This window comes from Escherichia sp. E1V33 (genome assembly GCF_004211955.1).
Classification (GTDB): Bacteria; Pseudomonadota; Gammaproteobacteria; order Enterobacterales; family Enterobacteriaceae; genus Escherichia.
This window is the reverse complement of the sequence record NZ_RHJI01000012.1, coordinates 82,934-93,995: the sequence shown is the minus strand read 5'-3', so window position 1 is coordinate 93,995 and position 11,062 is coordinate 82,934. Positions and strand designations below refer to the sequence as shown.

Annotated in this window: 13 protein-coding genes; 7 read left to right on the top strand and 6 right to left on the bottom strand. The window is 49.6% G+C overall.

Annotation, left to right across the window (positions count from 1 at the left end; translation table 11 throughout):
• Positions 1-3 precede the first annotated feature (3 nt).
• From rsxG to gstA, 5 genes are all read left to right on the top strand, one after another.
• Positions 4-624 carry an electron transport complex subunit RsxG gene (gene rsxG, locus D9742_RS12940; protein WP_130237156.1) on the top strand — a complete coding sequence of 207 codons (621 nt, stop codon included), beginning with the start codon at positions 4-6 and terminating at the stop codon, positions 622-624.
• Positions 625-627: 3 nt separating this feature from the next.
• Positions 628-1,323: an electron transport complex subunit RsxE gene (rsxE, locus tag D9742_RS12935; protein WP_064530022.1), complete on the top strand. Its 696-nt coding sequence runs from the start codon at positions 628-630 to the stop codon at positions 1,321-1,323.
• Positions 1,323-1,958 carry an endonuclease III gene (nth, locus tag D9742_RS12930; protein ID WP_001030332.1) on the top strand — a complete coding sequence of 212 codons (636 nt, stop codon included), beginning with the start codon at positions 1,323-1,325 and terminating at the stop codon, positions 1,956-1,958. Before rsxE ends, nth begins: the two co-directional genes overlap by 1 nt.
• 609 nt (positions 1,959-2,567) lie before the next feature.
• Complete coding sequence (gene dtpA / locus D9742_RS12925; RefSeq protein ID WP_130237155.1) at positions 2,568-4,070, top strand: dipeptide/tripeptide permease DtpA; 1,503 nt, start codon at positions 2,568-2,570, stop codon at positions 4,068-4,070.
• A 105-nt stretch (positions 4,071-4,175) separates the two neighbouring features.
• Positions 4,176-4,781, top strand: coding sequence for a glutathione transferase GstA (gene gstA / locus D9742_RS12920; protein WP_130237154.1), 606 nt, complete (start codon positions 4,176-4,178; stop codon positions 4,779-4,781).
• Positions 4,782-4,824: 43 nt separating this feature from the next.
• On the opposite strand, the gene pdxY is transcribed toward gstA, so the two are convergent.
• From pdxY to anmK, 5 genes are all read right to left on the bottom strand, one after another.
• The gene (pdxY, locus tag D9742_RS12915; RefSeq protein ID WP_130237153.1) at positions 4,825-5,685 is read right to left on the bottom strand and encodes a pyridoxal kinase PdxY; all 861 of its coding nucleotides are present in this window, start codon (positions 5,683-5,685) and stop codon (positions 4,825-4,827) included.
• 61 nt (positions 5,686-5,746) lie between these two features.
• The gene (tyrS, locus tag D9742_RS12910) at positions 5,747-7,021 is read right to left on the bottom strand and encodes a tyrosine--tRNA ligase (protein ID WP_130237152.1); all 1,275 of its coding nucleotides are present in this window, start codon (positions 7,019-7,021) and stop codon (positions 5,747-5,749) included.
• 128 nt (positions 7,022-7,149) lie between these two features.
• Positions 7,150-7,806 carry a pyridoxamine 5'-phosphate oxidase gene (gene pdxH / locus D9742_RS12905; protein WP_130237151.1) on the bottom strand — a complete coding sequence of 219 codons (657 nt, stop codon included), beginning with the start codon at positions 7,804-7,806 and terminating at the stop codon, positions 7,150-7,152.
• Between the two features lie 58 nt (positions 7,807-7,864).
• Entirely contained in the window at positions 7,865-8,194 is a 330-nt protein-coding gene (gene mliC / locus D9742_RS12900) for a C-type lysozyme inhibitor (RefSeq protein ID WP_130237150.1), read from the bottom strand.
• 85 nt (positions 8,195-8,279) lie between these two features.
• On the bottom strand, positions 8,280-9,401 hold the full coding sequence (gene anmK, locus D9742_RS12895; protein ID WP_130237149.1) for an anhydro-N-acetylmuramic acid kinase: 1,122 nt from the start codon (positions 9,399-9,401) through the stop codon (positions 8,280-8,282).
• A gap of 274 nt (positions 9,402-9,675) precedes the next feature.
• Here anmK and slyB point away from each other — a divergent pair, with 274 nt between their 5' ends.
• Positions 9,676-10,143 (top strand): outer membrane lipoprotein SlyB, encoded by a 468-nt coding sequence (gene slyB / locus D9742_RS12890; RefSeq protein ID WP_064530029.1) that lies wholly within the window; start codon positions 9,676-9,678, stop codon positions 10,141-10,143.
• 46 nt (positions 10,144-10,189) lie between these two features.
• Here the strand turns inward: slyB and slyA are convergent, their stop codons facing one another.
• Positions 10,190-10,624, bottom strand: a complete 435-nt coding sequence (gene slyA / locus D9742_RS12885; protein ID WP_064530079.1) for a transcriptional regulator SlyA — start codon at positions 10,622-10,624, stop codon at positions 10,190-10,192.
• A gap of 200 nt (positions 10,625-10,824) precedes the next feature.
• Here slyA and D9742_RS12880 point away from each other — a divergent pair, with 200 nt between their 5' ends.
• Positions 10,825-11,061: a DUF1656 domain-containing protein gene (locus D9742_RS12880; RefSeq protein ID WP_130237148.1), complete on the top strand. Its 237-nt coding sequence runs from the start codon at positions 10,825-10,827 to the stop codon at positions 11,059-11,061.
• Position 11,062: the final 1 nt, after the last annotated feature.

Below are 11,062 nucleotides of genomic sequence, written 5' to 3'. Positions count from 1 at the left end.
ACCATGCTGAAGACTATCCGAAAACACGGTATTACGCTGGCGCTGTTCGCCGCAGGTTCAACAGGTTTAACGGCTGCCATCAACCAGATGACCAAAACCACGATTGCTGAACAGGCGAGCCTGCAACAAAAAGCGTTATTTGATCAGGTGTTACCAGCCGAGCGCTATAACAACGCACTGGCCCAAAGTTGCTATATAGTAACTGCGCCTGAGTTAGGAAAAGGTGAGCATCGGATTTACATCGCGAAACAGGATGATAAACCGGTAGCTGCCGTTCTGGAGGCAACCGCGCCGGATGGTTATTCCGGTGCGATTCAGCTGTTGGTTGGGGCCGATTTTAACGGCACGGTACTTGGCACCCGCGTGACAGAGCATCACGAAACGCCGGGACTTGGCGATAAAATCGAACTGCGCCTTTCTGACTGGATCACCCATTTTGCGGGTAAAAATATCAGCGGCGCGGATGACGCTCACTGGGCGGTGAAGAAAGATGGTGGTGATTTCGACCAGTTCACCGGGGCGACCATTACGCCTCGCGCGGTGGTGAACGCGGTAAAACGCGCCGGATTGTATGCCCAAACGTTGCCAGCACAACTTTCTCAACTTCCTGCCTGTGGAGAATAAACCGTGAGCGAAATTAAAGACGTTATTGTTCAGGGGTTATGGAAGAACAACTCCGCGCTGGTCCAGTTGCTCGGCCTCTGTCCGTTGCTGGCGGTCACTTCCACTGCCACCAACGCACTAGGGTTAGGACTTGCAACGACGCTGGTGTTGACTCTCACCAACCTGACTATCTCGACGCTGCGTCACTGGACGCCAGCCGAAATCCGAATCCCGATTTACGTGATGATCATCGCCTCGGTGGTCAGCGCCGTACAAATGCTGATTAACGCATACGCCTTTGGCCTGTATCAATCGTTAGGGATTTTTATTCCACTGATTGTCACTAACTGTATCGTTGTTGGCCGTGCGGAAGCCTTCGCCGCCAAAAAAGGTCCGGCGCTCTCCGCACTTGATGGTTTTTCGATAGGCATGGGCGCAACCTGCGCCATGTTCGTTCTGGGTTCACTACGCGAAATCATCGGCAACGGAACATTGTTTGACGGTGCCGATGCGTTGTTAGGTAGCTGGGCAAAAGTATTGCGGGTAGAGATCTTCCACACCGATTCTCCCTTCCTGTTAGCAATGTTACCGCCAGGCGCATTCATTGGTCTGGGTTTGATGCTGGCGGGAAAATACCTGATTGATGAAAGAATGAAAAAGCGCCGTGCTGAAGCAGCCGCCACGCGCGAGTTGCCAAACGGTGAAACAGGGAATGTCTGATGAACAAAGCAAAACGACTGGAGATCCTCACTCGCCTGCGTGAGAACAACCCTCATCCCACAACCGAGCTTAATTTTAGTTCACCTTTTGAATTGCTGATTGCTGTACTGCTTTCCGCTCAGGCGACCGATGTCAGCGTCAATAAGGCGACGGCAAAGCTTTACCCGGTGGCGAATACACCTGCCGCAATGCTCGAACTGGGCGTCGATGGGGTTAAAACGTATATCAAAACCATTGGGCTATATAACAGCAAAGCAGAAAATATCATCAAAACCTGCCGTATTTTACTCGAACAACATAACGGCGAAGTTCCGGAAGATCGCGCTGCGCTGGAAGCCCTGCCCGGTGTAGGACGTAAAACAGCAAACGTGGTATTAAATACCGCTTTCGGTTGGCCGACCATTGCTGTAGATACACACATTTTCCGCGTCTGCAACCGCACCCAATTTGCACCGGGGAAAAACGTCGAACAGGTTGAAGAAAAATTGCTCAAAGTGGTTCCGGCAGAATTCAAAGTTGATTGCCACCACTGGTTAATCCTCCACGGGCGTTACACCTGTATTGCCCGCAAGCCCCGCTGTGGTTCCTGCATTATTGAAGATCTTTGTGAATACAAAGAGAAAGTTGACATCTGACGAAAAGGGGTAACATCGTTATCCCATTCATAACCATTCTTCATCCTCTTATAAAACATCTTGTTAACGTCAATGATGCCGCCTCGCGGCATCATTGTCAGGCAATCCGTTTGTGAATAACCAAAAATGCAGGTTAATTGTTTTTTTAATAGCGAAATTTTCTATCTATTCGTGATCAAGATCACCTTGATGTCAACATGTAAAAATATTGCTCTGTTTAAGTTAAATTTGACAAGGTATTGATTCAACCAGGACAGAAACCTACAAAACATTACACTGTCTATTTTTCAGATAATGGACTATCTCACTACATAAAACACCTTACAGTAGAACATATCGCCAAATATCAGTATCCCCCCTCTTCTGGTAGTGAAAAAATCTGCCGTTACGTTTTTTGAAAAATTTAACGCTGGATAACATTTCAATGGGCCGATGATTTCTCCATGCCAGTTATATGTAACAGATTATTACAAAGGACTTGTCTGAAAGTGCAAGATAGTGAACATTACCTGCCGTTTCCCCTCCCACTATAACAATTGCGCGTATGTTTATTAGACATCACGCGAGAAAGCACCCCCGTTAATATGGGATGTAAAAAAAGAGGTAAAAGTGTCCACTGCAAACCAAAAACCAACAGAAAGCGTTAGTTTGAACGCTTTCAAACAACCGAAGGCGTTCTATCTCATCTTCTCGATCGAGTTATGGGAACGTTTTGGTTATTACGGCCTACAAGGAATTATGGCTGTCTACCTGGTTAAACAACTGGGTATGTCTGAAGCGGATTCAATCACACTTTTCTCTTCCTTTAGCGCCCTGGTTTATGGTCTTGTCGCTATTGGTGGTTGGTTAGGCGATAAAGTACTGGGTACAAAACGCGTCATTATGCTTGGTGCTATTGTGCTGGCTATTGGTTATGCGCTGGTTGCCTGGTCTGGTCACGATGCCGGTATCGTCTATATGGGTATGGCGGCGATTGCGGTCGGTAACGGCCTGTTTAAAGCCAACCCGTCTTCACTGCTGTCAACTTGCTACGAGAAAAACGATCCACGTCTGGACGGTGCATTTACCATGTACTATATGTCCGTCAACATCGGTTCGTTCTTCTCTATGATTGCAACACCGTGGTTAGCCGCTAAGTATGGCTGGAGCGTCGCATTCGCCCTTAGCGTAGTTGGTCTGTTGATCACCATCGTTAACTTCGCCTTCTGCCAACGCTGGGTTAAGCAGTACGGTTCAAAACCTGACTTTGAGCCGATCAACTACCGCAATCTGCTGTTAACCATTATTGGTGTTGTCGCGCTGATTGCGATTGCCACCTGGCTGCTGCACAACCAGGACGTTGCGCGTATGGCGCTGGGCGTTGTTGCCTTCGGTATCGTGATTATCTTCGGTAAAGAAGCCTTTGCAATGAAAGGTGCTGCGCGTCGTAAAATGATCGTTGCCTTCATCCTGATGCTCGAAGCAATCATCTTCTTCGTGCTGTACAGCCAGATGCCAACGTCACTGAACTTCTTTGCAATCCGTAACGTTGAGCACTCCATTCTGGGCCTGGCCGTAGAACCTGAACAATATCAGGCACTGAACCCGTTCTGGATCATCATCGGTAGCCCGATTCTGGCCGCTATCTATAACAAGATGGGCGATACCCTGCCGATGCCAACCAAGTTTGCAATCGGTATGGTGATGTGCTCTGGTGCGTTCCTGATTCTGCCGCTCGGTGCGAAATTCGCGTCTGACGCTGGTATCGTGTCTGTGAGCTGGCTGGTAGCAAGCTATGGCCTGCAGAGTATCGGTGAACTGATGATCTCCGGTCTGGGTCTGGCAATGGTTGCGCAGCTCGTTCCACAGCGTCTGATGGGCTTTATTATGGGTAGCTGGTTCCTGACCACTGCCGGTGCAAACCTGATTGGTGGTTATGTTGCGGGTATGATGGCTGTACCGGATAACGTAACCGATCCGCTGATGTCGCTGGAAGTCTATGGCCGCGTATTCTTACAGATTGGTGTCGCTACTGCTGTTATTGCAGTGCTGATGCTGCTGACCGCGCCGAAACTGCATCGTATGACTCAGGACGATGCAGCTGATAAAGCGGCGAAAGCTGCCGTAGCGTAAATTTCAGGGAAACTCTTTTACAAGCCGCTAACTTTTCGTTAGCGGCTTTTTTTTTGTTCAGCAAGGCACTACCATACTTTAAACCACAGCCAAAAGGAGTGACCGATGAAACTGTTCTACAAACCGGGCGCCTGCTCTCTTGCCTCCCATATCATCCTGCGTGAGAGCGGAAAGGACTTTACGCTCGCCAGTGTGGATTTAATGAAAAAACGACTGGAAAACGGTGATGATTACTTTGCGATTAATCCTAAAGGGCAGGTTCCTGCACTGCTGCTGGACGATGGCACTCTGCTGACGGAAGGCGTGGCCATTATGCAGTATCTTGCCGACAGCGTCCCCGACCGCCAGTTATTGGCTCCGGTAAACAGTATTTCTCGCTATAAGACCATCGAATGGCTGAACTATATCGCCACTGAGTTGCATAAAGGCTTTACTCCGCTGTTTCACCCGGCCACACCGGAAGAGTTCAAACCGACTGCGCGCGCACAGCTGGAGAAAAAACTGCAGTACGTGAACGATGCGCTGAAAGATGATCACTGGATTTGCGGGCAACGTTTTACTATTGCTGACGCCTATCTGTTTACTGTACTGCGCTGGGCATATGGGGTGAAATTGAATCTGGAAGGTTTAGAGCATATTGCCGCCTATATGCAGCGTATGGCTGAACGTCCGACGGTAAAAGCCGCGCTAACAGCGGAAGGCTTGCAGTAATGGTTATCGGCCCGCAGGATACTGTGGGCCGACAAGACATATTTCAGAGCTTCGTCGCACTGAAGTAGTGTTCTGGTTTAGCAATACGATCCTGGGCTGCTACAACTTGCAACTCATATTCCTGCATTGCTTTGGTGGTTACCATAATTTCGTATACCGCAGCGGTCACATGCTCCAGCGCGTGCTGCAACGTTGCGCCCTGTAGTAGTTTCACCAGCAGTAACCCGCTCGTCACATCACCAACACCTACTGGCTGACGCATGCCAAAATCTACCAGAGGACGGTTGATATGCCAGGCTTCATCGGCAGTGACCAGCAGCATTTCAAAACGATCTGTGCTGTAACCGGCGCGCGCCAGATGTTTCACCAATACAATTTCAGGCCCCTGAGCAATAAGTTCGCGCGCAGCTTTAACCGCATCGTCGACGTTATGTACCGGATGCTCGCAAAGGATTTCCAGCTCAACCAGATTTGGCGCGATGATATCGCTGGCAGGAAGACCGTGACGCACGTGGAACTCCGCCACACCTGGCGCAACGATACAGCCTTTTTCGGGGTGCCCCATTACCGGATCGCAAAAATATTTCGCCTGCGGGTTCGCTGCTTTCACCTGACGGACAATACCGAGGATATGCTCGCCCTGCTCCGCCGACCCCAGATAGCCGCTTAAAACGGCATCGCAAGTGTGCAATTTATCGATGGCAGCAATGCCTTGCACAATTTCGGTTAAATGGCTGGGCGGCATAACACAGCCGGTCCATTTGCCGTATTGGGTGTGATTAGAAAATTGAACGGTGTTGAGCGGCCAGACATTCGCGCCCAGGCGGCGCATTGGAAACTCTGCCGCGCTGTTACCCGCATGACCATAAACAACGTGAGACTGGATAGCGAGAATATTTTTCATCGTGCTCCCTGTATAAAAATCAGGGGGAGCGATTTCTCACTCCCCCTTTCCACTTAGTGCATTATTTCCAGCAAATCAGACAGTAATTCTTTTTGCCGCGACGAAGTAAGGTATAACGACCAAACAGACGATCTTCTTCTTTAAAGAAGTATTCTGGATCGGACTGTTTTTCACCATTAATGGTGATGGCATTAGAGGCGATAGTTTTACGCGCCTGACCACGGGAAGGTTGCAGTTCAGAATCAACCAACGCCTGCATCAGGTCAGCGCCTTTTTCCATCTCAACCATCGGTACGCCGTCCTGCGCCAGTTGTTCGAAGTCTGCTTCACTCAGCGCGCTCAAAGAACCACTGAACAGGCACTCGGTAATACGTTTCGCAGCTTGCAAACCTTCTTCACCGTGAACCAAACGCGTCACCTGCTCCGCCAGCACATACTGGGCGCGTGGCGCTTTACCGCTGTTTTTATCTTCTGCTTCGAGGGCATTGATCTCTTCAATGCTCATGAAGGTGAAGAACTTCAGGAAGCGGTAAACGTCAGCATCGGCAGTGTTGATCCAGAACTGGTAGAACTTGTACGGACTGGTTTTCTTCGGATCCAGCCATACTGCGCCACCTTCAGTTTTACCGAACTTAGTGCCGTCTGCTTTGGTGATCAACGGAACGGTCAGGCCAAACACCTGGTTCTGATGCAGACGACGGGTCAGATCGATACCAGAGGTGATGTTACCCCACTGGTCAGAACCGCCGATTTGCAGCACCACACCGTACTGTTTGTTCAGGCAGGCAAAGTCGTAGCCCTGCAACAGATTGTAGGAAAACTCGGTGAACGAAATCCCCTGATCTTCACGGTTGAGACGCTGCTTAACCGCTTCTTTGTTGATCATCTGGTTAACGGAGAAGTGTTTGCCGATATCGCGCAGGAAGGTCAGCACATTCATATTGCCGAACCAGTCATAGTTGTTCGCTGCGATAGCAGAGTTTTCACCGCAGTCGAAATCGAGGAACGGGGCAACCTGCTTGCGGATTTTGTCCACCCACTCCTGAACAGTTTCTTCAGTGTTCAGCTTACGCTCGGCAGCTTTGAAGCTCGGGTCGCCAATCAGACCCGTGGCGCCGCCTACCAGCGCAACTGGCTTGTGGCCCGCCTGCTGGAAGCGTTTCAGGCATAACAATGGAACAAGATGCCCCAAATGCAAGCTGTCAGCGGTAGGATCGAAGCCGCAATAGAGCGCGATCGGGCCTTGCGCCAGTCGCTCTGCTAACGCTTCTTCGTCCGTCACCTGGGCCACCAGCCCCCGCTCTTGCAATTGTTTAATCAAGTTACTGCTTGCCATCAAAATCTCCATGTATATAACGACTGCACCTTTGCCGGTACACGACTTTTCGCCAGATGCGAAAGAGACATAGAATAAAGTGCCGGAATCAGGAGTACCAGCGATTAAAGCAAGATTTTTGCATCTTTTCAGGGTGCGAGGCGATCGATTTTCCACGCCTCGTTTTCACACTGGTACAAAAAACGGTCATGCAGACGATGCTCACCGCCCTGCCAGAACTCAACCTGTTCAAGGCTGACGCGAAAACCGCCCCAGAAACTCGGCAACGGCACTTCGCCCTGCTGAAACTTCTGCTTCAATTCCAGGAATTTGCTTTCAAGGATCCCACGCGCAGAAATACGGCTGGACTGCTTCGATACCCACGCGCCAATCTGGCTATCTCGCGGGCGGCTATGAAAATATTTCATCACTTCGAGAGTCGAAAGACGTTCCGCTTTACCGATCACCATCACCTGGCGTTCAAGGGTATGCCAAGGGAAAAGCAGGCTAACGCGCGGATTATTTTCGATTTGGTGTGCTTTACGGCTGCCAAGGTTGGTATAAAACACCATGCCTTTTTCATCGTAATGTTTTAGTAAAACAATGCGCTGATACGGTTGGCCATGTTCATCAACGGTAGCAACGACCATCGCAGTAGGGTCGGCCAGTTTGGCTTCACAGGCCTGAGAAAGCCAGCGTTCAAAAAGAGTTAAAGGAGCAGCGGGAAGATCGCGGCGGCGTAAACCGCCTTTTGTGTATTCGCGGCGCAAATGCGCGATTTGCTGCAATTCGTCGTTATCAGCCATGGTTTTCTTTACGGATTGTCAGTGGGTGACGCTATTGTGCGCCGCCCCTGGAAAAATCTCAACGCTGTGGATTTTGTAACTGACAGTTATTCAAGACGATGCGGTCACGTTTATAGACCGTCGCCTCATCACCTTTTGACCAGAAAACGTAGATACCGTCGGTATAACGTGCGCCAGACGCTGAAATCCCCTGTTTAAGGTGCTGCAGCTGATTATCGTAAACAAAACTGACCTCCTGGCGCGGATTATTCAGTTTGACCGTCAACGGTTTTTCATCACACTGGTATTCCAGCGTATCAGTTTGCATTCGCTCAACCAGTTGATTAAACGCGCTACAGCCAGTAAGAAATACCGGCAGACAAAGTAGTAACAGTTTTTTCATAAACATATCCCGAAGACTTTCCTGGTCCGGAGGGCAAAAACGCCCTCCTCAACTTCCAAGTGTAACGGCAGACGCAGTAAGAAAAATTCAGTTAACTCTGATATCGCGGGTTTGCAGGGAAAATAGCGCCCAACACTGTCTCCTCGCTTGCGCCGGTAACGGAAGGTAGATTGCCGGGCAGCCCAGCCAGCGTTCGCCAGGCAAGCCATGCGAAGGCTAATGCTTCCATGTCATCGCCGCTAATGCCAACGGCATCGGTGGTGGTCACTTCTGTACCGGGCAGTAATGCAGCCAGCCGCGCCATAAGCAGCGGATTGCGACTTCCGCCACCGCATACCATTAACCGATCGCAGCCACCGCTCAACAAGACTTGTTCAGAAATGGTCACGGCGGTGAGTTCCGCCAGCGTTGCCTGGACATCTTGCGCATCCAGGTCAGGGAAATCCCGTAGATGGCGCTCCAGCCAGGCATAGTTAAAGTATTCACGCCCGGTGCTTTTGGGGGCTGGCTGGGAAAAATACGGATCGCTAAGCATTTTTTGCAGCAGCGGCAGAATAACCTTACCCGCCCGCGCCCACTCAGCGTCTTTATCGTAAGGTTTACCGACCTGACGCCAGATCCATGCGTCCATTAGCATGTTGCCCGGTCCGGTATCGTAGCCACCTACCGGCATCCCTGGAATGAGTAGTGACAGATTGGCAATACCACCAATATTAAGCACCATTCGCCGCTCAGTTGGATGGGCTAGCAATGCGTGATGAAAAGCAGGTACCAGCGGTGCTCCCTGGCCACCTAAGGCGATATCACGACGGCGAAAATCCCCGACGACAGTAATTCCAGTCCGCGCAACAATTTGATTGTTATCACCAATCTGTAGTGTATGTGGCGCGACACCCGTGGGTTCGTGCCAGACGGTCTGGCCATGACAACCGATAGCCACAATATCTTTCGGCTGTAAATTTTCTGCTTTTAATAGCGCGTTAACGGCATCCGCAAACAAGCAGCCAAGTCGGGTATCCAGTTGACCAAACTGAGAGAGCGTAAGCTGTTGCCCCTGGCAAATATCCAGCACAGCCTGTTTAAGTGATGGGGGAATCGGCCAGTTCAAACTAGCCAGCTGCGCCACTCGGTGTTCATCGATCGTCGCCAATACAACATCGACACCATCCAGGCTAGTACCTGACATAACACCAATAAAGCGGCCTGATTTCATAGTTCATCCTTTTTCAAACTGATGTTTGCGTTCCACTCAAACACAAACCTTTCGCGAATTCCATGCATAAGAGCCGATTTTTATCGTTGCTAGTAAAAGATTATATTCACATCAATAACTAATATGAATGTTTTGTTTATACTTGGTTAACCCTACTCTAATTATGATTTAATCATGTTTTAGTGGAACATGTAATCATGGTTATACTAATGCGGTTTACTTTGACCATTAGGGATGCTTGTGAGGCGTTTCATGGTAATCAGGAGATTTTTCAATGATTAAACGCGTACTGGTTGTATCAATGGTAGGTCTTTCTCTTGTTGGTTGTGTTAACAACGATACCCTATCTGGCGATGTTTATACTGCCTCTGAAGCGAAGCAAGTGCAGAATGTCAGCTATGGCACAATCGTGAACGTACGGCAGGTACAGATTCAGGGCGGTGATGATTCCAACGTTATCGGCGCAATTGGCGGTGCGGTTCTCGGTGGTTTCCTTGGTAATACCGTTGGTGGCGGTACTGGACGCTCTTTGGCTACCGCAGCAGGTGCCGTCGCGGGTGGCGTAGCCGGTCAGGGCGTACAGAGCGCAATGAACAAAACACAGGGTGTGGAGCTGGAAATTCGTAAAGATGATGGCAACACCATCATGGTGGTACAGAAACAGGGCAATACCCATTTCTCTCCGGGACAACGTGTGGTTCTGGCCAGCAACGGCAGCCAGGTGACGGTTTCCCCGCGCTAAACAAGTTGACGTGTGGTCAGCTAACTGGCCACACGCCCCCTTTATTTCATCCTTTTGCCTGTAACTCAGTAATATTATGCTCAAGTTTTGCAATGAGCCTAATCAGTTGTTCCAGTTCCTCTGCTGAAATTCCATCCAAAATTTCCGCCCGGGTCTTGTTAATAACTGCTTCCATTTCGCTAATCAGCGGCTCTGCCTTTTCCGTCAGTTTAATACGTTTGGCCCGCCGATCGCTGGGACAAGTTTGACGCGAAATTAACCCTTTTTCTTCCAGTTGGTCCAACGTACGAACCAGTGATGGCTGCTCAATGCCGATCGCTTTTGCCAGTTGAATTTGCGACTGGTCTGGAGGTAACTGATGTATATTGTGCAACGTCACCCAATGGGTTTGCGTTAACTCCAGGGGTTTCAGGCGATGGTCTATCAGAGCACGCCATATGCGCACCAACCGTGCCAGATCAGAACCTAGTGGCGATTCCAATTTCATCTCCTTATAATTAGCTTGCTAAGATATTATACGGCTTTTAGAATAGTGTGCAGCAATTGTATTGCTAAAACAAATGGATTGCTGCATTTGCTTACCGTCAGACATGCTTTTCAGAAATAGCGAGTAATTTTCTCTCACATAAACAATATTTATTAATCTAAAGCAATAAACTCAGCCTCAAAGGAATCTATTTTGTGAAGTTTATGCATAGTGCAACAGGATTGCCCCTACAAGATCTGGTGTTCGGTGCATCCATCTACTTTCCTCCGTTTTTCAAAGCCTTCGCGCTTGGATTCGTCGTCTGGCTTGTCGTACACCGCCTGCTTCGTGACTGGATCTACGCGGGCGACATCTGGCATCCCTTGTTAATGGATTTGTCGCTATTTGCGATCTGCGTATGCTTCGCCCTGGCAATATTGATTGCGTGGTAAC

Coding starts and splice junctions, on each gene's coding strand:
- tyrS (WP_130237152.1), bottom strand. CDS start 7,021: ATGGCAAGCAGTAACTTGATTAAACAATTGCAAGAGCGGGGGCTGGTG.
- mliC (WP_130237150.1), bottom strand. CDS start 8,194: ATGTTTATGAAAAAACTGTTACTACTTTGTCTGCCGGTATTTCTTACT.
- nth (WP_001030332.1), top strand. CDS start 1,323: ATGAACAAAGCAAAACGACTGGAGATCCTCACTCGCCTGCGTGAGAAC.
- pdxH (WP_130237151.1), bottom strand. CDS start 7,806: ATGGCTGATAACGACGAATTGCAGCAAATCGCGCATTTGCGCCGCGAA.
- slyB (WP_064530029.1), top strand. CDS start 9,676: ATGATTAAACGCGTACTGGTTGTATCAATGGTAGGTCTTTCTCTTGTT.
- anmK (WP_130237149.1), bottom strand. CDS start 9,401: ATGAAATCAGGCCGCTTTATTGGTGTTATGTCAGGTACTAGCCTGGAT.
- rsxG (WP_130237156.1), top strand. CDS start 4: ATGCTGAAGACTATCCGAAAACACGGTATTACGCTGGCGCTGTTCGCC.
- pdxY (WP_130237153.1), bottom strand. CDS start 5,685: ATGAAAAATATTCTCGCTATCCAGTCTCACGTTGTTTATGGTCATGCG.
- gstA (WP_130237154.1), top strand. CDS start 4,176: ATGAAACTGTTCTACAAACCGGGCGCCTGCTCTCTTGCCTCCCATATC.